This window comes from Streptomyces sp. NPDC050732 (assembly GCF_040654255.1).
In the GTDB taxonomy this organism is placed as follows: Bacteria; Actinomycetota; Actinomycetes; order Streptomycetales; family Streptomycetaceae; genus Streptomyces.
In genome coordinates this window covers 16,205-37,605 of record NZ_JBFAHP010000019.1, presented here as the reverse complement: position 1 = coordinate 37,605, position 21,401 = coordinate 16,205, and the positions used below count along the sequence as shown (strand labels likewise).

Annotated in this window: 16 protein-coding genes; 6 read left to right on the top strand and 10 right to left on the bottom strand. The window is 67.4% G+C overall.

Annotation, left to right across the window (positions count from 1 at the left end):
* Positions 1-21: 21 nt before the first annotated feature.
* The 6 genes from AB0H82_RS18885 to eccE all read right to left on the bottom strand — a co-directional run bounded on the left by AB0H82_RS18885 (position 22) and on the right by eccE (position 9,932).
* Positions 22-975, bottom strand: a complete 954-nt coding sequence (locus tag AB0H82_RS18885; protein WP_362994075.1) for an ABC transporter permease — start codon at positions 973-975, stop codon at positions 22-24.
* Positions 972-2,066 carry an ABC transporter permease gene (locus tag AB0H82_RS18880; RefSeq protein ID WP_362994073.1) on the bottom strand — a complete coding sequence of 365 codons (1,095 nt, stop codon included), beginning with the start codon at positions 2,064-2,066 and terminating at the stop codon, positions 972-974. The genes AB0H82_RS18885 and AB0H82_RS18880 overlap by 4 nt, the downstream gene beginning before the upstream one ends.
* 3 nt (positions 2,067-2,069) lie before the next feature.
* On the bottom strand, positions 2,070-3,971 hold the full coding sequence (locus tag AB0H82_RS18875; protein ID WP_362994071.1) for an ABC transporter substrate-binding protein: 1,902 nt from the start codon (positions 3,969-3,971) through the stop codon (positions 2,070-2,072).
* Between the two features lie 452 nt (positions 3,972-4,423).
* Complete coding sequence (locus AB0H82_RS18870; RefSeq protein WP_362994069.1) at positions 4,424-7,636, bottom strand: SCO5717 family growth-regulating ATPase; 3,213 nt, start codon at positions 7,634-7,636, stop codon at positions 4,424-4,426.
* A gap of 296 nt (positions 7,637-7,932) precedes the next feature.
* Complete coding sequence (locus tag AB0H82_RS18865) at positions 7,933-8,700, bottom strand: hypothetical protein (protein WP_362994068.1); 768 nt, start codon at positions 8,698-8,700, stop codon at positions 7,933-7,935.
* Entirely contained in the window at positions 8,700-9,932 is a 1,233-nt protein-coding gene (gene eccE, locus AB0H82_RS18860) for a type VII secretion protein EccE (RefSeq protein WP_362994066.1), read from the bottom strand. The genes AB0H82_RS18865 and eccE overlap by 1 nt, the downstream gene beginning before the upstream one ends.
* Positions 9,933-10,233: 301 nt before the next feature.
* On the opposite strand from eccE, the gene eccB reads away from it, so the two are divergent.
* Together eccB and mycP are read left to right on the top strand one after the other, a co-directional pair.
* The gene (eccB, locus tag AB0H82_RS18855) at positions 10,234-11,766 is read left to right on the top strand and encodes a type VII secretion protein EccB (protein ID WP_362994064.1); all 1,533 of its coding nucleotides are present in this window, start codon (positions 10,234-10,236) and stop codon (positions 11,764-11,766) included.
* Between the two features lie 97 nt (positions 11,767-11,863).
* Positions 11,864-13,033 (top strand): type VII secretion-associated serine protease mycosin, encoded by a 1,170-nt coding sequence (gene mycP / locus AB0H82_RS18850; protein WP_362994062.1) that lies wholly within the window; start codon positions 11,864-11,866, stop codon positions 13,031-13,033.
* 37 nt (positions 13,034-13,070) lie between these two features.
* Here the strand turns inward: mycP and AB0H82_RS18845 are convergent, their stop codons facing one another.
* From AB0H82_RS18845 to AB0H82_RS18835, 3 genes are read right to left on the bottom strand one after another with little or no spacing between them, the layout of a single operon-like run.
* Positions 13,071-13,697 carry a hypothetical protein gene (locus AB0H82_RS18845; protein ID WP_362994060.1) on the bottom strand — a complete coding sequence of 209 codons (627 nt, stop codon included), beginning with the start codon at positions 13,695-13,697 and terminating at the stop codon, positions 13,071-13,073.
* Positions 13,698-13,710: 13 nt separating this feature from the next.
* The gene (locus AB0H82_RS18840; protein ID WP_362994058.1) at positions 13,711-16,005 is read right to left on the bottom strand and encodes a hypothetical protein; all 2,295 of its coding nucleotides are present in this window, start codon (positions 16,003-16,005) and stop codon (positions 13,711-13,713) included.
* Positions 16,005-16,517 (bottom strand): hypothetical protein, encoded by a 513-nt coding sequence (locus AB0H82_RS18835; RefSeq protein ID WP_362994056.1) that lies wholly within the window; start codon positions 16,515-16,517, stop codon positions 16,005-16,007. The genes AB0H82_RS18840 and AB0H82_RS18835 overlap by 1 nt, the downstream gene beginning before the upstream one ends.
* Positions 16,518-16,850: 333 nt before the next feature.
* Here AB0H82_RS18835 and AB0H82_RS18830 point away from each other — a divergent pair, with 333 nt between their 5' ends.
* The 4 genes from AB0H82_RS18830 (at position 16,851) to AB0H82_RS18815 (ending at position 20,866) form a co-directional block, all read left to right on the top strand.
* On the top strand, positions 16,851-17,324 hold the full coding sequence (locus AB0H82_RS18830; RefSeq protein ID WP_362994054.1) for a hypothetical protein: 474 nt from the start codon (positions 16,851-16,853) through the stop codon (positions 17,322-17,324).
* Between the two features lie 1,600 nt (positions 17,325-18,924).
* Complete coding sequence (locus AB0H82_RS18825; protein ID WP_362994052.1) at positions 18,925-20,115, top strand: S8 family serine peptidase; 1,191 nt, start codon at positions 18,925-18,927, stop codon at positions 20,113-20,115.
* Between the two features lie 56 nt (positions 20,116-20,171).
* Positions 20,172-20,510, top strand: coding sequence for a WXG100 family type VII secretion target (locus AB0H82_RS18820; protein WP_362994050.1), 339 nt, complete (start codon positions 20,172-20,174; stop codon positions 20,508-20,510).
* Between the two features lie 53 nt (positions 20,511-20,563).
* Positions 20,564-20,866, top strand: coding sequence for a WXG100 family type VII secretion target (locus AB0H82_RS18815; protein WP_361720947.1), 303 nt, complete (start codon positions 20,564-20,566; stop codon positions 20,864-20,866).
* A 105-nt stretch (positions 20,867-20,971) separates the two neighbouring features.
* On the opposite strand, the gene AB0H82_RS18810 is transcribed toward AB0H82_RS18815, so the two are convergent.
* Positions 20,972-21,277: a DUF397 domain-containing protein gene (locus AB0H82_RS18810; protein ID WP_362994048.1), complete on the bottom strand. Its 306-nt coding sequence runs from the start codon at positions 21,275-21,277 to the stop codon at positions 20,972-20,974.
* Positions 21,278-21,401 lie beyond the last annotated feature (124 nt).

The following is a 21,401-nucleotide window of genomic DNA, read 5'->3' as shown; positions in this document are numbered from 1 at the left end:
GTACGTCTTTCTGCACGTCGGTCAACGGGAGGCCCCCAGCCTGGGGTTGAGCACGGATTCCACGGCGCGGCCGCACAGGGTGAACGCCAGCGCGACGACGGCGATGGCGAGACCGGGCGGCGCGAGGTACCACCAGTGGCCCGCGCTGACCGCGCCCGCCTCGCGCGCGTCCTGCAGCAGCCCGCCCCACGACACGCTCGTCGGGTCGCCGAGGCCGAGGAAGGCGAGCGTCGCCTCGGTGAGGATGGCGCCGGAGATGACGAGGGTGGTCTGCGCGAGGACGAGCGGCATCACGTTGGGCAGCACGTGCCGGGCCATGATGTGGCCGTGGCCGCCGCCGAGTGCCTGGGCGCGTTCGATGTACGGGCGGGACTCGACCGCCAGCGTCTGCGCGCGGACCAGGCGTGCCGTGGTCGGCCAGGTCGTCACGCCGATCGCCAGGATGATCGTCCAGATGGAGCGGGACATCACGGAGGCGAGGGCGATCGCGAGCACCAGCGTCGGCATCACCAGGAACCAGTCGGTGACGCGCATGATGACGGTGGCGTACCAGCCCTTGAAGTGCCCGGCGGTGATCCCCACCAGCGTGCCGATGGCCACCGAGAGCACGGCGGCGAGCAGCCCCACGGACAGCGAGATGCGCGCGCCCCACACCAGCAGGCCCAGCAGGTCGCGCCCGAACTGGTCGGTCCCCAGCGGGTACGCGCCGTTCGGTGACTCCATCGGATCGCCCGGCGCGTCGGTCACGCTCTGCGCGTCGGAGCCGACGAGCAGCGGCGCGAAGACCGCGGCGAGGGCGATCACGGTGAGTGCGGCGAGGCCGAAGAGCCCGGCCTTGTGCGTGCGGTACTCCCGCCAGAAGCGGGCCGCGGAGTGCCTGCGTCGGGTCCAGGCGAGCGACCGGGCGCTTTTCGGAGCCGTCGCCGGGGTGGTCGGTGTCGGTGTCGGGCCGGTCGGTGCGGATTCGGTCGTCATCGGCCCACCCGGGGATCGAGCAGCGGATAGATCACGTCGGCCAGGGTGTTCATCAGGATCACCGCGGCCGAGAAGACGAAGAACAGCCCCTGCACCAGCGGCAGGTCGGGCACGCTCAGCGCCGCGTAGAAGAGTCCGCCGAGCCCCGGCCAGGAGAAGACCGTCTCGACGAGGATCGCGCCGGCGACCACCGTGCCGAGGTTGACGAACATCAGGGTGACGGTCGGCAGCATCGCGTTCGGTACGGCGTGCCGCCGCCGTACGAGATCGTCGCGGAGCCCCTTCGCCCGCGCGGTCGTCAGATAGTCGCTGCCCATCTCGTCGAGGAGCGAGGACCGCATGACGAGCAGTGTCTGCGCGTACCCGACGGCGACCAGTGTGATCACGGGGAGCACCATGTGGTGCGCGACGTCGATGACGTACGCGAACCCGGTCTCGCCGCCCGACTCCAGGCCGCCGGTCGGGAACATCCCGGGAATCGGCCCGATCCCCACCGCGAAGGTGATGATCAGCAGCAGCCCGAGCCAGAACGACGGCACCGAGTACAGCGTCAGTGCGAGCCCGGTGTTGAACCGGTCGCCGAGCCCGCCGTTGCGCCAGGCGGTGCGCGTGCCCAGCCAGATGCCGATGAGGGTGTAGAGGACGTACGCCGTTCCGGTGAGGAGCAGCGTCGCGGGCAGCGCCTCCGTGATCTTCTCCATCACGGGGGCGTGGAACTGGTACGACGTGCCGAAGTCGCCGCTCAGGACATTGCCGGTGTAGTCCCAGAACTGGGCCATGACCGGCTTGTCGAGGCCGAACTCCGTGCGCATGGCGGCGAGTTGCTCGGCGGAGACGCGCTTGCCGCCCGTCATCTGCTTGACGGGGTCGCCGGGGATCAGCCGGAACAGGAAGAAGCTGGTGACGAGCACGGCGAACAGCGACACGACCGCGCCGCCGAGCTTGCCCGCCACATAGAGGAGGTAGGCGCGGGTGTTGCGGGCGCGCGGCCCGCGGGCCGACGCCGGCCCGGCCGATGCCGGGTCGCCGTCGGCCCCTGGACCCGGGGGGCCCTCGGTGTCGAGCAGGGCGGGATTGCTGTCAGCGGTCATGCGTTACTCGCGGTCCTCTGCGGTAGAACGGCGGCGCAGGGCGAACAGGACTCCGCCGCCCACGAGCACCACCGCGGCAGCGGCGATACCGATGATGACACCGGTCGAGCTGCCGTCCTTGGAGGAACTCTTCCCATCCGCGGGGACGGCCGACCACCAGCTCCAATATCCATCCTGGCCGTAGATGTTGCCGGCGGCCTTCGGCATGGTGGTGATGGACTTGATCTGGTCGGTGCGGTATGCCTCGACGGCGTTCGGATACGCGAGGACGTTCATGTACCCGGAGTCGTAGAGCCACGACTGCATCTGCTTGACGATGTCGGCGCGCTTGGCGGGGTCGTACTCCGCGAGCTGCTTGGCGTACAGGTCGTCGAACTTCTTGTCGCAGATGAAGTTGTCGGTGGCGGCGCTCTCCTTCGCCTTCTCCGGCAGCGCGGCGCAGGTGTGGATGCCGAGCACGAAGTCCGGGTCGGGGTTGACGGACCAGCCGTCGAAGGCGAGGTCGTACTCACCGGCGTACCACGGCACGGACACGTCGTCGAGACAGTTGACCTTCAGCCCGATCCCGAGGTCGCCCCACCACTCCTTCAGATACTTGCCCACGGCCTTGTCATTGGGGTCGGTGGCATGACACAGAATGCGGAAGTCCAGCGGCCTCCCGTCCTTCCCGACCCGCTTGCCGTCACTGTTCTCCTTGTACCCCGCCTCGTCGAGGAGCTCGGCGGCCCGCTTGGGGTCGTACTTCATCTCCTGCCCGGCGGACGGCTTCCAGGCGTAGTCGGAGAAGCGCGGCGGAATGTATCCCGCGCCCTCGACGGCGTGTCCCTGGAAGACCTTGTCGACCAGCGCCTCCCGGTCGACGGAGAGGAAGAGCGCCTGCCGCACCTTCTTGTCGAGGAGCGCCGGATGCCCGTCGCCGAACTTCTTGCCGTCCTGCGTCTTCGCTCCGGGGTTGGTGGCGAGGGCGAAGAAGCGCCGCCCGGGCCCTTCGTTCACCTTGATGTTCTCTTCGTTCTTCAGGGAGTCGGCCTGCGCGGGAGTGAGCGCGGGCTGCCCGGCGACGAAGGACACCTCACCCTTCCTGAGGGCGGAGACGGCCGCGTCCTGGTCCTTGTAGGTCTTGAAGACCAGCTCGTCGAATTTCGCGGGGCCCCGCCAGAACTCCTTGTTGGCCTTGAACTTCACGTACTGGTCGACCTTGTAGTCCGTCAGGATGAACGGCCCGTTGCCGACGACGGGGAAGTCCTTGTCGTTGTTGAACTTCGAGATGTCGTCGACCTTCTCCCAGACGTGCTTGGGAACGATCGGCACGTCGAGCGCGGCCATCGTGGCCTGCGGCTTCTTCAGCTCGATGACCAGCTTCGTGGGGCTCGGCGCGGTCACCTTCCTGAAGTTGGTGACGAAGTTGGAGTTCGCGGTGGCGGTGCCCTCCTTGGACATCACCTTGTTGAACGTCCAGGCCGCGTCCTCGGCGGTCGCCCGCTTCCCGTCGGACCACTTGGAGTCGTCCCGAATGGTGTACGTCCAGGTCAGCTTGGAGGCCGACGGCTTCCAGTCGGTGGCGAACCCGGCGATCGCCTTGTTGTTCTCGGCGTCGTAGTTCGTCAGGTATTCATACGTCAGCCGGTGCAGGCTGGTGCTGAGCAGCCGCTGGGCGAGAAACGGACTGAGCGAGTCGACGCTCTGCGCCACGGCGACGGTGAGCACCTTCTTGCCGCCGTCCTCGGCCCGCGCCTGCTGCGGGCCCGGATTGAGCGGCGTGGCGAGACCGGCCGTCAGAGTGAACGCGGCGGCACCGCCCGCGAGCACGAGCCTCAGGCGGCCGCGGGGACGGTGCGGTGCTGCTGTCTTGGGTACTGCGGTGTCCGGTGCTGCTGGTCTGCCGTGCTGATCTTGTGTGTCCATGGGTCGGTGACCTCGCGTCATCGCTCGCGCAGGGATGGCTGGCTACACGCTGGTGGATCAAGGAACGTCAGCTGGTTGCTGTGTGTCTACCAGCGCCAGTCTGCACGCGTCAACGGCGGGTGAACCCCATGTGGCCTGCGGAAATAACGAGTTGACCGGGATTTCATCCGCATTGGTCAAGACCACTGACGCCTGGCTGGTGAGGGGGTGGCGACGGAGGGAGGGGCTGGTGAGGAGGCCAACGGTTCCGCACGGGTGCCTGCGGGGCTGTGGGCGGCCTGTTGGTTGTGGTGCCGGCGGTCTCGCCTGTGGCATCCCTCCGCTGTGGGCAGGCGTTCCGCACGGCGGAACGGGTGGGCACAGCGCACGGTGCGGGATGCGGCGAACGGGGGCGGTACGCCGAGTGGGCCCGCACCGAGGAACGGTGCGGGCCCACTGAGAGGCTGACGAGCCTACTGCTGCGGAGGCGGCGGCTGCTGGAAGGGCGCCCCCGGCTGGAACGGCGCGCCGGGCTGCGCGGGCGGCGGCGCCTGTCCGTCCTGTGGCTGTGGCTGCGCCTGTGGCTGGTGGGGTGACGGCACTTGCTGGGGCGGCTGGGCCTGGTGCGGCGGCTGGGCCTGCTGGGGCGGCTGGGCCTGCTGGGCCTGCCAGCCCTGCGGGGCCCCCGGCTGTTGCGGGTAGGGCTGATGGCCGGGCTGGGGTTGCGGCTGCGGCTGCGGGGGAGCGTACGGCTGGGGCTGCCCTTGCGGGGCGGGCGCTTGCTGTACGGGCGCCTGCGCCCCCGGCACCTGCTGACCGGGCATCGGCGGAGCCATGTGCGGCGGCGGATTCCCGTCCGACGTCCACAACCCCTGCTGCTGCTGGGCCCGCACGAAGTCCTCGGCCACCATCGCCGAGAGATTGAAGTACGCCTCCCGCACCTTCGGCCGCATCATGTCGAGATCGACCTCGGCACCGGCGGCGAGATGCTCGTCGAAGGGGATGACGACAACGCCACGGCACCGCGTCTCGAAGTGCGACACGATGTCGTCGACCTTGATCATCTTGCCGGTCTCGCGCACACCGGAGATGACGGTGAGGGACCGCGAGACGAGATCGGCGTACCCGTGCGCGGACAGCCAGTCGAGCGTCGTCGAGGCGCTGCTCGCGCCGTCCACGGACGGCGTGGAGATGATGATCAGCTGATCGGCGAGGTCGAGGACCCCACGCATGGCGCTGTAGAGCAGCCCCGTACCGGAGTCGGTCAGGATGATCGGGTACTGCTTCCCCAGTACGTCGATCGCGCGCCGGTAGTCCTCGTCGTTGAAGGTGGTCGACACGGCCGGGTCGACGTCGTTGGCGATGATCTCAAGTCCGGACGGCGCCTGCGAGGTGAAGCGCCGGATGTCCATGTACGAGTTGATGTAGGGGATCGCCTGGACGAGGTCACGGATCGTGGCTCCGGTCTCGCGCCGCACGCGCCGGCCGAGCGTACCGGCGTCGGGGTTGGCGTCGATCGCGAGGATCTTGTCCTGCCGCTCGGTGGCGAGCGTGGACCCCAGGGCGGTGGTCGTGGTCGTCTTGCCGACACCGCCCTTGAGGCTGATGACGGCGATCCGGTAGCAGGACAGCACAGGCGTCCGGATGAGCTCCAGCTTGCGCTGCCGCTCGGCCTCTTCCTTCTTGCCGCCCAGCCTGAACCGCGAACCGCCACCGGTGGGCCGGCTGCTCTTGGGCTTCGTCCTGGTGTTGCGCAGCAGCCGGTCGGAGGACAGCTCGACCGCGGCGGTGTAACCGAGCGGGGCACCCGGGTTGGTGCGCTCCCGCTGATCGTGCCGGACGGCCTGCGGCCAGGCGGCACCGGTACGGGGGTCGACGGGCGGCTGCCCGGGGTGCCCCGGCTGTCCCGGCTGTTCCTGGTGGGGGATCTGAGGGGCCTGCGGCTGGGGTGCCTGGGGCTGGGGTGCCTGGGGCTGAACCGGAGGCTGGGGTTGCACCGGAGGCTGGGCCTGCCCCTGAAATGCCTGCGGCTGCTGAGGCGGAACGGACTGCTGCCCCGGCGCCGGCTGCTGGACGGGGAACTGCTGCCCCGGGAAGGGCTGCCCCGGTTGAACGGGCTGCTGCCCCTGCGGCGCGGGCGGCTGCGGGAATCCGTAACCGGTCTGGGGCGCAGGGGGAGCCTGTGGCTGGGGGGCGGGAGCTGGAGCGGGGGCGACCGGGGCAGGTGCGGCAGCGGCAGCCTGCGGGAAGCCGTAACCCGTCGGAGGCGCAGGGGGTGCCTGCGCCTCGGGGGCGGCCGGGGCAACCGGAGCGGACTGGGGGAACCCGTACCCACCCTGCGGAGTGGCGGGCGCGGGCGCGGGTTCAGGCGCGGGCGCGGTCACAGGGGCGGGCGTGGAGGTCGGCCAGGCCCCGGGCGCCGGCTGTGGAGCCTGCGGCTGGCCCGGCGCGGGGTAGGGAGCAGCCTGCGTGGCCGGCGGAGGCGTCGTGGGCGCGGGCCACTGCGGCGCGGACGTCGGAGCCGCGGGCTGGAACGCGGGCGGCAACGGCGGAAGCACATCCTGCGGCGAGGGCGGCGGAGGCCAGGCGGAAGGCACGGCGTCCTGCGGAACGACATCTTCCGCTACGGGACCGGAGTCACCGTCAGCACTCGCATCAGTGCCGGAATCCCGCCCCTCACCCTGCGCTTCACCGGACTTACCGGACTCATCAACATCGACGTCACCACCGGAAACGGAACCACCCGCACCCGCACCCGCAGAAGCCTCCGGATCCTCCGAGACCTCCGAGACCTCCGAGCCCCCCGAAGCCTCGGCAGCGGCAGCCCGCTCCTCGATCTCCTGCTTGAGGGCGCGAGCGGAGAACCGCATGGTGGCGCCACTTTCGAGGTCACCACTGCCCAGGCTCTCCCCGACAGGCTCAACGGCAGCGTCGTCATCCCCGTCGCCCTTGGCCTCGGCCAGGGCATCGACTTCGTTCTTCGGGACGACACCGGTCACATGAACGGAGGCCGCAGGCCCGGCAACGGCCCCACTCCAGTCGGCGGCACCACCACCGGAAACCACGGGAGGCACAGAGGAAGAGACATCAGAAGGCGCAGCACTCGCCGCACCCTCGGTCCCCGTCTCCTCGACTTCCTGGACATCCCGCACTTCCTCGACCTCCTCCACCTCCTCCACAGGATCCGGATCCGAAGCCGCAGGCTGGAACCCACTGCCGAGGGGCAACTTCGGCACGACACTGGGCACGCTCCCCGAAGGCGGACCCACAGGCGCCGGCGGGGGCGGGGGAGCGGAGAAGGACGGCATGGCGGGCACCGGCGCGGAGGCGGCCGGAGCCACAGCTTCCGAAGCAGAAGAAGCGGCCGAAGCGGATTCCTCCGAAGCGGATTCCTCCGAAGCGGATTCCTTCGGGGCGGAGTCCACCGAGGCGGCTTCCCCCGGAGCAGAAACGGGTGGAGCAGGAGCAGCCGGAGCAGGGGCAGCCGGAACGGAGGCGGCCGGCGTGGAAACGGGCGGCGCCGAAGGCGTCTCACCCGCACTGCCCGAAGCGTTCTGCGTGTACCAGGCGGGCGGCGCGTAGTCGATGGTGAACTCGCCCGTCGTCTCGGCAGCGGACTCCGCGTCGGACTGATCATCGACGGGTGAGTCCCAGCCCCCGCGGATCTCGTCCCGATCGCTGTTCACAATGCCTCCTGGTGTGGTCGAGCACCCTCGTGCCGTGGTGGGGGGCGACCGTTCCTGTCGTCCGATCCGCCTGGCTCTCCCCGTTGCGGGACGCGCACCACCCGTTCGAGGGTTCCGGCGATGCGCCCTGTCCCAGCCTAATCATCAAAACCACCAGCACGGCAGGGCAGTCCGCCCCACCAATGCTGTCCATTGCGTCACGCCACACCGAGGAGCGATCCACGTACATCAAACCGTGACGGACAAATCCCTCAACGGCCGACACCTCGCCCCGAATTGCCGGATGCCGCGCCGAGTCAATCCATCCGCCGAGCGGTACCCAACAATCCGGTCTCGGCGTCGGTGGCCTGCGTCATCACGTACTGCCGGTCACGGTCGGCACACCACAACGTCACCCCGTCGGCCAGCGTCGGCAGCGACTCGACATCCCCGCCCGGCAGCCCCAGCAACCGCCCGATCTGCACCGCTTCATCCGGCGACACCCGCTGCACCCCCACCAGCCGCGCCTGCCGCACGAGCCGAGGCGCGACGGGACTCAGATAGGGCAGCACCGTCAGCACGGACTGCCAGGGCGCGGACACGACCCGCCCCCGAGGCGGCCGCATCCCGCAGTCCCGCACCACCAGCACCGGACTCCCCGCGGAAGCCCCCTGGGGCGGCACCCGCCCCACGTCATGCACACCCATCCCACTCGGCCCCACCCCGAGCGCCCGCACCAACGGCTCCCAGGCCCCGGCCCGCCCGGTCTCCACAGCCACCCGCGCCCCGGTCGCGGCGGCCCGCAACGCGATGACCTGAGCCGTCCACAGACCACCGATGAAGAGAATGTCGTACGGAGTGGGACGGTTGACGCCAAGGGTCGCGGGTCGGCCCTCCGCGTCCGCGCCGATCACGACCCCGTCGTCACCGATCGGCAGCGTGAGCGCGTCCACCTGGTCCGCGGAGAGCGCGTGTCTCCTGTGTCGAGGACCGATCAGCCCGAACCCGCCTCGCACGGCGGATGCGAATGCATTCCTGGCCGGCTCACCCGTGGAACCCGTGACCGAAGGAGTCGAGACAGCCATCAACGAGCACCCCCGAGCGGCAGCGTGGCGAGCATCCCCGGCAACTGTTCGCGATCCAGCCGTACCAGCCCCGTCCCGGCCTGACGGGCGGCCTGCTCCAAAGAGCGCCGCGCGGCTACGAGTTCGGCATCGCCGCGTCCCGTCACCCTCAGGTGGCCGCGCAAGGCGATCTCCTGCCGCGCGCCGCGTCCGAGCGTGAGACTGAAGGTCGTGGTCAGCGCCGGAACCGCGGTGAGAAGGGCCACGAGTTGAGGCAGCGCGGGCGCTCCGGACCTGCCCAACTGCGGCCAGCGCGCCACCCAATAGGTGGTGTGGCGCCGGTTGTCGCACCGCCAGGCGCGCGGGGACTCCTCGGTTCTGCGCTCCGGAACCTCGGCCCGGTTGGCCTGAGACGTCACCAAGGGGTTGGCGCAGGCGGAGGTCGCGATGGCGGAGGCCACCTCTTCCTCGTTCAGAACGGTCACGTGGAATCCCGCTCCCGTGAGCCGACTCGCGAGCTGGTCCGCGACACGCACCACGCACTTCTGTGCACCGGCCAGACCGCCCCCGCGCGCTGCCACGGCCTCGGGACAGAGCTCAGGATCGAGCTTGAGGGCGATCCAGGTGATCCGCACCGCGGGTGCCCCCGTGAGGACCTGCAGCGGTGCGTAGTTGCTGACGGCCAAGGACTGTTGCGGAAGGTGCAGCGCGGGGGCCGGTTGGGTGTGCAGCACAATCTGGGCGGACGTGAGCCGGATGCCGTCCACTTCGAGCGCGTCCCGTACCAGGCTCACCGGCAGCGGCTGCCTTCCGCGATCGGCCCTCAGAGCCGTCACGTCCGATTCCACCTGCAGCATCGCGGTCACGAACGTCCCGTCGCCGACCATCCCGACCTCACGACGGTCCCGGCCGCTGTAGGCGTACGTACGCAGGGCAGGGTCACACTCGACCGCTGGGGCGAAAGCGGGGTCGGTACCCGGAGGCACCGATCTCTCCACGGAAGCGCGTTGCCGGGCTTTCAACGCCCGTGCAGTGCCCAGCCATTCGTGCAACGGGCGCCCGCGGCGACGTACGACGGCGAACAGCACCAACGCCGCAGCGACCAAGGATGCCGGGACGAGAGCCAGTGGACCGATGATCCAGGCCGCGACGAGCAGAGCGGCGGCGAGCTCCAGCAGAACGAGCCGCAACAGGCGGAGGGAGCCCAATTGTCCTGCCGCCAGCCGCAGTTGAATGACGCCGGGGCCGGGCATTGCTGATGCATCCGACAAGCTGCCGCCTGCCTGCGCCGGAGTCCGAGCGGCGGGATCCGCACGTCTTCCCGTCCGCCTGTGCGACGTCGAAGCCACCAGCCCCACCCCCGTAACTCTCCCGAACCGCCTTCTTGAGCAAGGTGCTTGGACTTCAATAACCTCACCCAGCCCGCACGCGCGATTACTCAACAGGCATAGTAGGGGCCCGGTCCGACAACGGAGAGCGCGGGCATGGGCACGGCCCGCCACCGCACGGGGAGCAGCAGCCACTCAGGTCGCTCACGGGGAGAACCAGACACGCATGGCATCACGGCGGGACGAACTCAACGCGTACATCTTCGCGAAGCGCCGCACGCTGGCCGCGTTCATCCAGCCCTCACCCTCGGGCTCGGAGGAAGGAGCGCCTCGCCCTCTGCGTGCGGTGGTGCCCGGCCTCATCGTCGCGGTGATCGTTCTGGCGGTCTTCGGTGCGTGGGGGATGTTCCGGCCGACGGCCAAGCCCGGCTGGGACACGCCCAAGGAACACGTCATCATCGCGAGCGACTCGACGACCCGTTACGTCATCCTGAAGACCCGCGGCAAAGCCCAACTGCACCCGGTCCTCAACATGGCGTCGGCGAAGCTCCTGCTCGACTCCGGCAAGGGTGAGGTCATCAACGTCGACGAGTCCGTGCTCGACAAGGGCACGATCCCGCACGGCGCCACCATCGGCATCCCGTACGCCCCCGACCGGCTGCCCTCGGCATCGGAGGCCGGCTCCGCCAAACGCTGGGCTGTCTGTGAGCGCCCGGTCGAGGGCGGCAGCAGCATTCAGAAAGCGGCGTTCGTCCTCGGGGAGCGTGACCGGAACAGGACCGAGGGCCGTGCACGTCTGCGGGGCGGTGAGCTGTTGTACGTCGTGGGCCCGGACAAGACACGCTACGTGGTCGACGCCCACGGCCGGGCGTACCGGATCTCGGAGAGGGAGGAGCGTGGACTCCTGCTGCGCGTCCTCGTGGGGTCCGGTCGTGAGCCGCAGGGGGTCTCCAAACAGTGGCTCGACACTCTGCTCCCCCGAGACGCGATCGCCTTCCCCGAGATCGACGGCCCTCCGGGTGCGGATGCGAAGGTGCCGGGCCTGCAGGACCGCGTGGCTGACAAGGTCGGCATGATCCTCAAAGCGACGGACGGCGAAGGTCCCCAGCACTACGTGGTTCTTCCCGGGCGGATCGCCCCGGTCTCCGACTTCACCGCGAAACTCCTCCTCAGCAGCCCCGACCTGGTCACCCTCGGACAGAACGGCCGGGCCCGGCAACTGAGCGCCGCGGCCTTCACCCCCGGGACGAAGGAGTTCGGAGCGGAGTACAGGTGGCCGCGCGAGGAGCCGAGGACCGCCAACGAAGCGTCCACCACGCGTGGGAGCCGCAACACCGTGTGCAACGTCCTGCGCGACGTCGACACCGACGACGGCGCGACGACGCTCAGCACCTGGGCAGGCACCGACTTCCCGGCCCCGCTTCCGACCGGCTCGTCCAGCGCGTACGTCACGCCCGGCTCGGGCCAGCTCTACCGGCAGTTCCTCGGCTCCGAGACGAAGGCCGGCGGCGTTTTCCTGGTCACCGACACGGGCCTCCGGTACGCGATGCAGTCCAACAGCGACAGCGCGACCGACGACGCAGGCATCGGCACCTCCGCGAAGCAGCGCGAGCAGCAACAGCAGGAGGCGCAGCAAGCCCAGACACGGCTCGGGTACGGGGACACGGACGTGACACCGATCCCCGCGGCCTGGTCCAAGTTCCTGCCCACCGGGCCACGACTGTCGACGGCCGCGGCACGGCAGCCGCAGGGCTCCTGAGGCATGAGGGGACGTTGACATGACGAACGCTTCCATTGCGCTCTCCCGCGGTACGAGAAAGGCGGCCGGGGCGGTCACGGCTGCCCTGACTTTCGCAATGGCGACACCGACGCCGGCCGACGCCGATCCGTCGTCGTCCGGACAATGCACGTTCCCCTCGAAGGCCTACGAGGGGCGCCCCTGGTCCCTGCAACGCGTGCTCCTGGACGAACTGTGGCTCCAGTCGACGGGCAAGGGGATGCGCGTAGCGGTGATCGACACAGGTGTGGACACCAAGAACCCGCAGTTGAAGCCCGCGGTGGACGTGTCCCGCGGCCGCAACTTCCTCCCCACCAGGGACGACAAGGGAGAGAAGATCGATCGAGGCAAGGCGAACGGCACGACGGACGGGGTCGGTCACGGCACCCGCGTGGCGGGCATCATCGCGGCACGCCCAGCCAAGGGCACCGGTTTCGTGGGCCTCGCACCCGACGCGACGATCATCCCGATCACGCAGAACGACGCTGAGGGCCACGGCACCGCGACCACACTCGCCAAAGGCATCGACCACGCGGTCGACGCCGGGGCGGACGTCATCAACATCTCCCAGGACACCGCCAACGCGGCGACGCCCGCACCGGAACTGAAGCGGGCGGTGGACAGGGCGCTCACGCAGCAAGTGGTCGTCGTCGCCTCAGCAGGCAACGACGGCTTGGGCGGCAACATCAAGAAGACCTATCCGGCGTCCTACGAGGGCGTGCTCGCGGTGGCGGCCTCGGACCGCAACAACGAACGAGCCGCCTTCTCCCAGTCCGGCGACTTCGTCGACGTGGCGGCCCCGGGGGTCGACATGATCTCCACGGTCCCGGGCGGCGGCCACTGCGCCGACAGCGGCACAAGCTTCGCGGCCCCGTACGTCGCCGCCCTGGCCGCCCTCATCAAATCCAAGCACCCCACCTGGACTCCACGTCAGATCACAACCCAAATCCAACAAACAGCGGAACGCTCGGTACCGGGCCACGACCGCTTGGTCGGCTGGGGCATCGCGGACCCGGTGCGCGCCCTGACTGAGGACGGCCACCCACTCGAATCCCCGACGCCACAGGAAGACGTAATCCGCGCGGACGCCCCGACTCCCGCGAAACTCCACCTCGGTGAGACCACCGAAGAACGAACGGCCCGCCTGGCCACGTACGCCGTGGTGGGGGTGGTGGTCGCGGTGGCGGGGCTCGGCGGGGTGGGGGTGGCTGTGCGGGATGCGCGGCGCAGGGGCCGTCGGTCTGCGTGAACTTCACTCGCGGAAGAGAAACCGCCCTGCGGGCGACCTAGGCTCTTGATGGCAGTGTGCACTTGGCTGCTTTGTGTGCGTGCTTGGAGGCACTGACCGCCAAGTCGATGAGGCTGTCCCGCGCCTGGGCCTCGCTGACATCTCCGCGCTGTTTCAAGTCCACAACTACGCTGAGGTTATAGTTTCCACCAGGAATCTTCCCTTTGGGTACGCACGGCACAAAGGCTGCCGCCTTGTCGGGGGACGTCACCCCTCGGACACCCGCTTCGAAGGGTGTCACCCGCTCTTCTTTGTCGGCTTCTCCTTCGAAGATTGTGCTTTCCCACGCCTTGTGCGGCTCGGCGATCATCATGCGCGCCCTGGCGCTGAGGAGCAGGTCGTGGTCACCGCGAACGAAGCAACTGGTTGTGAAGCTGTCGCTGGCTTCTGTCGAATGGATTCTAACGGGCTCTTCATCGAATGCATACGCGGATCGATCAGGGAGCACCTCATTCAGTGCGGAAACGGCCTCGTCGGTCTTCAGCAAATTGCAGGAATCGGAGGATCGGACAGTGTTGGAATTATCTGCTTGGGGCGTGCTCGCCAGGTAGACGATGCCTACAGTCAGGCCGACCGTGATTGCCAACGTGCCGGGGATGAGATATCGCTTGGGGATGGTGGTCACGTATTTGAGCTCCCTATCCGAGTTTCCCTGGAATGCCTTGACCCTCGATGTAGTCCTTGATGTTGGTATGCGCGTTGCCGAACCCTTGTTCGGCGGCAGCGCTGGCGGCAACAACGATGTGAGGTGAAGAGTTCTTCGACCTTTCGCCGGCCGCCTTCGCGGACTCTTCGATGAGGCGATACGTGGAGTCGCGAGTTCCGTTCAGTTCTTGCCCGTTTCGATAGAGCACCTCGCCAGAGCTGTCCTTCATTGCTCCGTCCACGAGGGAGCCGATGATCTGATCCGCCGCAGTTCCGGTGACACCCCCTACGACGACCCCGCCCGGACCTATGAGTGGTGCCGTACCGAGCCCGATTCCGATGCCAACCGCTGTGCCTCCCCACGTGCCGACCTTCTCCATGACCTTGTTGTAGTCACTGTCCTTCGCGCCGGCTTCCAATTCAGCTTCATAAGCCCGCCCCGCGCCGATAGTGCCTTCGATCTCTCCACCGACACGCGCGATGTCTTCGATCGTCTTCTTCAAGTTGTCGGATTGCGTGAAGTCTGGGTCATTGATGTATTCACCCGGATTCTTGAAGTGATACTCCATAATGGAGGCGGTGTAGCTGTGCTGTCCCAGGTTCACGGCTGCGTAACCCTCGGGGTTTCTGCCGACGGTATACAGGAATCGCGTGATGTCGGCTTCCCCCAGCTGCGCCGAAGAGCCGACGACAGGGAACAAGTCCTTTTCGCCAATGGTGCCGGGATGCAGCCCGCGATGGATGTCAGGCATATACTCGGCTGCGATCTGACCCATACTGTCCGACATGTATCCATTGTCAGTCAGGCGGTTGGAATCTCTGGACACCGAAGAGAAAATACTCTCCACGAGCTTCGCCTGCTCTGCATTGTGTGGGGGCGTATCTGCTGTCGGCATCTCGCCCGCAGGGTGCCCTGTGGCGGCTGCCTCGAGAGCAAGGGCCAGATTGTTGCGCCCGGTATCGCTGCTTTCCCCCTTGCTGTTCGTCTCCGCAGGCCATTCCCGTTCTTCGAAAAGATACTGAAAATTAGACAGAGATGCAGGCTGACTTTTTCCGTCCACCTCACGCTCGAAGGGGTTTCCTGCGTCACCCTTCGAGATGAACTCGGAATTGAAGAAGGACGTAGCCGCATCAGGGCTGCTCGACAGACCCTTCAAGTATCCGGTCATCGGGTCCCACCCGGTGTCGCTACCTGTACGGTTGAGGTGCAGATCCGTCCCGGTGCGTCTCCAGGCCGCACCTTCACCATTGCCCGTCAGCTTCTTTTCGGTCTCAATCAACTTGGAACCGTAATCAGTCAAGAACTGGTCGTCGAAGTCGCCCCAACGCATGAGGTTGCTCATCACTTGGAAACCCGCAGGCCCGCTGTTCCCAATGGGCCGGTTTCCGAGGTCCACCACCTTGCTCGTCCATTCGGTCATGCCGAGGGAGTCGCTTTGGGTAGCAGTGGCCAACGTCAGGCTCAGGTTCTTCTGGAGGTCGTCGAACTTCTCATGCCTCGCGTGGTTCAGCTGAGGATTCGCGTTCGGGTCATTGATATTGGCCCAGAACTCCAACGTTCCCTTCGCGCCGAGATTGGTCGCAAACCGCTCGGAGAAGAGACCGTCGTCCGCGTACTTCTTGAGACTGGCATTGAGCCGGTCGAACTCCGCGACGCTCAGGTCGGATGGGTTCTTCTTTGCCAACTTGGACAGCGCATCGGCTTCCTTGACGGCCGCTACCGCACCGTCTCTGTCGCTGTAACTGGCGCCGGAGAACCCGAGCGTGCTCTGGTCCGCGATGGCCTGCAGCACCATGCTCGCGGAGGTGTCGCTCTCCGTGGCCTTGTCCAGGATCCTCTGAACGTCGTCACGCAGAGCGTCGACATCACGCTGGCCGTGGTCCGGAACTGAACTTCCCTTCGCGGCACGATCGGGATGAACGTTCATGGAAACGGTGAAGCCACCACCACTGGTCGGCTTGACCGTCAAGTTCTTCTTCAAACCGGCTGCGATGACGCGGACCAGCTCTTCGCTGTGCTTTCGCAGCTCATCGCGCGTATCCCTGAGGATCTTCCAGGTGGTCCTGGCCTGGGTGAGGGCGTCTTCGAACTCCGCAGCCGTTTTGCCGATGAACTCTCGCGAGACGGTGGCGTTGTATCCTGCCCAGTTGGCCTTCTTAGCCGCACCTGCAAGCCCTTTGCCGGCGGATTCCTTGAGGTCGTCGAGGTTGTCGACCATCCTCGACCAGTCGCTGACAGCCTCATCGAGCAGCTTGAAGTTCGCGAAGCGGAGGGCGTCGAGGTCCATCAGTCATCCTTCTTCTTACTCGGCGGCCCGTAAATCGGATTGTCTTTTCCGGGTTCACCGACCCGTTCGTCGAAGCCCGCGTCGAGCATGTCGATGCTGCTCATCTGACGCCGGATGTAGTGCTCGTCGCCGGCATGCAACTTCTTGGTGACCTGCATGTGGTTGGCGATGTGCGCACACGCGTCCCGGAGAGACTTGAGCTGCTCGTCCCAGCGCGTTGACGCATGCTGGAGCCCGGCGCCCAGTGCGAAGCCCTGCCCCGTGAGGTCGCCTGCCGCCTTGTCACTGCTGGGGACGGCTACCCGGGCCTCTTTCCAGAGGCGGTCGTAAAGCTTGAAAGCGTGATCGCCGATCTTCGCCAGGTCGGCTTGGGCGACTCGCAGGTCACCGTACGAGGCGGGGTCGGGCGCGGTGCTGCCCCCCGTACCAGGTTCGACTTGGTTCAGCTGCATATGCGTCGACTGACGCTCCGCTGCCTGGGACTTCAGCTGCTCCCACTCATCCCACGCCATGCGCGAGTCCCTTCCCCGTAGCCGGATACGTCTCCCCCGGATGACAGCTTCCGGAGCAACCTAGCAACTCGCCTGCCAGGCAACCGGGTTGTTCGACCGAAGATCGAACGGGTGGCGCAAGAGGAGCCCTCGGGGGCCATATTTGCGGCTTCCGGGAGCCTGTGGGCGCCATGCGAGTGGCTCCTCGTGGCTTGATGTCAACCGGCGTAGCAGGTAACGAAGTTGGTCCGCACACCGTGTGTGACTAGAGTGACACGGGCGCGATAAGTGACCACCAGTCACGCTGCGATCACGAGAGGGTCGGGCGGGCAGGTAACGGGGAGGGAAGGCCTGGTGCTTCCTACGGACGGGCACGGGGGTACCGCGCCGTCGTCAGGCGCTGATGTCAAGCGCGGCCTGGAAGCGTTGAAGACGTTCCGGCGGCGCATCAACACGCTTCTCACAGAGTTCGAAGGCTCAGCGGGCAGTGCGTCGAAGGTCGGTGCGCAGAAGGTCTCCCGGGGGTCCTTCAGCGGCACAGGGAGCCCCTTTCCCGAGGCCGACGGGCTGTACTCGCAGTACGACCAGGTCCACGAGCGGCTGACCTCGCTCTCCAAGATGCTGGGCGAGCAGATTGACGCCATGGGGATCGCGGTGCATGGCGCCGACGTCGGCTTCGACAACCTGGAAGAGGACCTGAGGCAGCGCTTCTGGGCGATCCAGACCAGGGTCGGCCGCGAGGAACTGCCGGACGGCCGCGAACGCGGCGGCAAGCCGGACCCGCAGGGCGGCCACGGCAGCGACAAGTCCGATGCAGGGTGGTCCTAGTGGGTTTCGAAGGACACCGTCTCAACGACATGATCGACCTGGTCGACCAGGCCAAACCGGAGGACATGGAGAGCGCCGGCAAGGCGCTGCAGGGTGCGCGGAACGCGATCGCCGCTGCCGCCCGGGAGCTCGGAGAGCACATCGACCGGGTCGACTGGGAGGGCGAAGCGGGCGAGGCGTTTCGCAAGTGGGGCAAGAACCTGGTCAAGGACACACACAAGCTGTCCGACTTCGCTGCCGCTGCGGGCTCGCACATGGAGTCGGCGGGTGCGGGGTTGGCGTCCGTACGCGCCTCCATGCCGCCCCGGGACAACCGTGCCGACCCGAAGTCTCTGGAGGACATTCCCTCCCCGAAGCGGGTCGAGGGGAACGAGGAGTACGGTGCCGCCGTCAAGGCCGAGAAGCACCGTCAAGAGGCGATCAACCAGATGAACCGGTTGGCGTCGTTCTACCTGGTGTCGCAGGAGGGGATGGCGAGCCAGGAGCCGCCTACGTTCTCGGCGATGCCTGAGGTGGGTCTTCCGCCCCCTGCACGACTCTCGCCGGGTGTGGGTGAAGGCGGACAGCAGCCCTCCGTCGCGTCTGGCGAGAGCGCTCAAGCGCCCAGTTCCTTCACGGGCGGGGTGGACCAGAGCACGCGTACTCCGGGAAACACGGAAGCGTCGGGCGAAGTCGGTTCGTCGACCGCACCCTCGCCGTCGCGCCACGAAGTGCTTCCCCCCATGGCTTCCTCGGAACGTCCTGTGGGCACGGAACTCGACAGTGTCCATACATTGCCCCCGCAGGACACGAGCCCGGCGCCGGGGCCGCAACCCACGACGTCTGGCCCGACGCCGAACGACGGGGGGCCTCCGCTGAGCGCGGGCCGTTCCAATCCGACCACCAATGGCCTCACGAGCCGCACGCCTGGGCCCCGGGGAGGTGTTAAGCACCCCGTGCCGGCTCAGGGCCGGACGGGCGCAGAGGGCCCGAAAGGAGTACACGAAAGCATCGGCCGCGGCGACACCGCGCCGGTCCAACGCACAGGCCCGATGGCCCAAGGGCGGAGTCCTAGTGGGCCATCGGGGTCTGGACAGCCACCCATGGGTCGCAGCGTCACCGGCGGCACCCCGAGGCCCTTGGCGACATCAGGTCGCGATTCTGGCGTTCCGCACAGCACCGGAGCGGGGCAGACCCGGGGAGTGGTGGGAGGTCGGCCTGTGTCAAGCCCTCTGTCCGGGGCGGCTGGGTCCGCCGGGGGGAGCCAGCGTCGCATTCCGGGAAGCCCCGGAGGCGTCGTTGGGAACGCAAAGGGTCCCGTTTCTACGGCAGCAGGCCGCAGGGACGGATTCTCGGCCGGTGGTGCCGGCCTCGTGCGAGGGCCTTCGGGCGACCGCCGGCGTGATCCGGGCCGCGGGGAGGGGCGCGACGCACAGCGGGCCAATTACGCAGTTGAGGACGAAGAGACGCACCTGCCTGCCGTGCGGCGACATGTACCACCAGTGATCGACTAGTTGTGAGCGAGGGCGTGCAGGGCATGGAGGCAGGGTTCAATGGACGGCCCCGTGAGGCGCCGCTTTCACGTTGTGCTGGGCGAAGAGTCGCCACCGTTGGCTCTGCCATGTGTGCGCTGACCCTGCTGGCGTTGGGCTTGGCTCCGGCCGCCAGCAGTGCCGATGCCCAGTCCAAGCAGTGGTACTTGGACGCGATGAGTGCTGAGAAGCTGTGGAAAGTCAGCACTGGTAAGGGCGTCAAAGTGGCCGTCGTCGATTCCGGCGTAAGGGTGACTCCCTCTTTGAAGGGCCGTGTGCTGCCCGGCAAAGACGTCACTGGCAAGGCGGGCGGTGCCGAGGACGACTATGAGGGCCATGGCACGACCATGGCTGAGCTCATCGCAGGTTCCGGTCGCGCTGGAGGGCTGAAGGGATTGGCTCCGGACGCCGAGATTATTCCCGTCCGCACCACGACGGGTGAAGAACTGGGCAAGGAACTGGGCGACACCCCCGCTGCCATCCGAGCTGCAGCCGACAGCGACGCGCGGATCATCAATATGTCCTTCGGTAGCGACTTTATGTCCCAGGCCGAAAGGGCTGCGGTGAAGTACGCTTTTTCCAAAGGAAAGTTGCTGTTTGCCGGCGTCGGTAACGATGCGCAGACAAAGAACTTCGTAGGGTATCCAGCGGCGTATCCAGAGGTTGTGGGGGTCTCCGCGGCCGATCGTTCCGGCAAGGTCGCCAAATTCTCCGAATTCGGAGAGTACGTCGACCTCGCTGCCCCCGGCCTCGACATCCCCCGCTGGTGCGACGAGACCTTCCGCTCCTACTGCGACGAAGGTGGCGGCGGCACCAGCGCCGCCACCGCCATCGCCTCCGCCTCCGCCGCCCTCGTCTGGTCCAAGCACCCCGACTGGACCGCCAACCAGGTCCTCCGTGTCCTCATCGACACCGCCGGCCGCGACTGGCCGAAGGACGAGCCGAGTGACTACCTCGGCTACGGGCTGATCCGGCCGGCCCGCAATGTCGTGAAGGGCGAGGGGAATCCCGGGCCCGCGGACGTCGACCCCATCACCAACAAGAAGACCGCCGGTGCCGGTTCCGATGACGGCGGCTCGAAGTATGACGCCTCCACGCCCGCCGCGCCGTCGCAGCCCGCGAAGGAGGCGGCCTCGGACGGCAAGGGGACTTCCGCCGCCGAGGAGTCCTTGGACGAGGGCAGCAGCAACTGGCTGTGGCCGACCTTGGGCGGCCTCGCACTACTCGTCGTGATCGGCGGCGGAGCATTCGCGGCGAAGCGTGCTCGGCGCCGGGCCTGAGCTCGGTACGACAACACCTGATACGTCCCAGCGACAGTGCACGAAGGGAGCCCGCCGTGGCTGACGGCCGGAAGTTGAACAACGAGCAAGTGGCGCTTCTGAAGAAAGAGATCGTGGGCAAGTACGACTCGGTCCAGAAGCAGCTGAAGCGCCTTCAGGGCACGCTCGACATGATGGAAGGCAACTGGCGGGGCATCGGAGCGCATGCCTTCGACAGGAAGCAGACCGAGATCAACGAGCACATGAGGGCGGTCGGAAACATCCTGGTCGACTTCCTGGAAGGCATCAGTGGCAACGAGAAACTCACTGATGGGCTTGAGGAGCAGGTCCGGTCGACGATGGACGGTATCGACGTCCAGTACGGCGCGCAGCACTCCGCGATCAACAGCTACTGAACCACTGAGGTCTTTGGGGTACGAACCCCCACCTACTGAGAGACGGGGCAGACATGGCAAACGTGCACCTGGATGAACTCGCGGTCAAGTACGGCGGCCTCGACGCCATCACCACTGAACTCGGCATTCAGGCCAAGCAGCTGGAGGCGGACCTCGCGGACATCAAGCGGGCCGTCGCCAAGGTGGCCGAGGGTTGGGAGGGCGAGGCCCATACGGCGTACGTCGCGAAGCAGAAGGAATGGGACAAGCACGTCGAGGCCATTCATCGCGCGCTCGTCGACATCGGCCAGAAGGTCGGCCAGGCCGGCGGTGACTACCGGGGCGGCGACCTGAAGGGTGCCAGCTACTTCCAGTGAGGCTGGGCCGGTGCATGAGGGAGGGGTGGACGCGCGCGGGAGGCGTCCACCCCTTCTTCGTAGGACCGGCCTTCTTCGTAGGACCGGCGGGGAGCCGGACAGACGTCACTCCGTCGCCGCGACTCCGCCATTGCGCACCGAAGGCTCCAGGTCGAACTCCCCGTCCCGCGCCCCCAGGACGAACGCCCGCCACTCCGCCTCCGTGTACCGCAGCACGGTCTCCGGTTCCAGTGACGACCGCATGGCCACGGCGCCCTCGGGGAGATACGCGATCTCCACCCGCTCTTCGTGCTCCTCGGTGCCCGGGGCGCTGTGCCACTCGACGCCGGAGATGTCGAGGGCGTAGAGCTCCTCCTTCTCACGCTCCTTGCGAGCCTTGTCCTGCGCCTCGGGGTCGGGTGCGTCGGTCATGGCGGAGGGGTCCCTTCACAACGTACGAAAGAGCTGTGGGCCCACCCTACTTGGGGGGCTCCTTCGCTGTTCAGAGGTTGGAAAGGCCCGGACGGATCCGATTCTTCCGCTCTCCGCCCGCGCC

Bases quoted from the DNA above. Each gene is read 5' to 3' on its own strand.
- AB0H82_RS18885 (WP_362994075.1), bottom strand. From the start codon at position 975: ATGACGACCGAATCCGCACCGACCGGCCCGACACCGACACCGACCACC.
- AB0H82_RS18880 (WP_362994073.1), bottom strand. From the start codon at position 2,066: ATGACCGCTGACAGCAATCCCGCCCTGCTCGACACCGAGGGCCCCCCG.
- AB0H82_RS18875 (WP_362994071.1), bottom strand. From the start codon at position 3,971: ATGGACACACAAGATCAGCACGGCAGACCAGCAGCACCGGACACCGCA.
- AB0H82_RS18865 (WP_362994068.1), bottom strand. From the start codon at position 8,700: ATGGCTGTCTCGACTCCTTCGGTCACGGGTTCCACGGGTGAGCCGGCC.
- eccE (WP_362994066.1), bottom strand. From the start codon at position 9,932: ATGCCCGGCCCCGGCGTCATTCAACTGCGGCTGGCGGCAGGACAATTG.
- eccB (WP_362994064.1), top strand. From the start codon at position 10,234: ATGGCATCACGGCGGGACGAACTCAACGCGTACATCTTCGCGAAGCGC.
- mycP (WP_362994062.1), top strand. From the start codon at position 11,864: ATGGCGACACCGACGCCGGCCGACGCCGATCCGTCGTCGTCCGGACAA.
- AB0H82_RS18840 (WP_362994058.1), bottom strand. From the start codon at position 16,005: ATGGACCTCGACGCCCTCCGCTTCGCGAACTTCAAGCTGCTCGATGAG.
- AB0H82_RS18835 (WP_362994056.1), bottom strand. From the start codon at position 16,517: ATGGCGTGGGATGAGTGGGAGCAGCTGAAGTCCCAGGCAGCGGAGCGT.
- AB0H82_RS18825 (WP_362994052.1), top strand. From the start codon at position 18,925: ATGTGTGCGCTGACCCTGCTGGCGTTGGGCTTGGCTCCGGCCGCCAGC.
- AB0H82_RS18815 (WP_361720947.1), top strand. From the start codon at position 20,564: ATGGCAAACGTGCACCTGGATGAACTCGCGGTCAAGTACGGCGGCCTC.
- AB0H82_RS18810 (WP_362994048.1), bottom strand. From the start codon at position 21,277: ATGACCGACGCACCCGACCCCGAGGCGCAGGACAAGGCTCGCAAGGAG.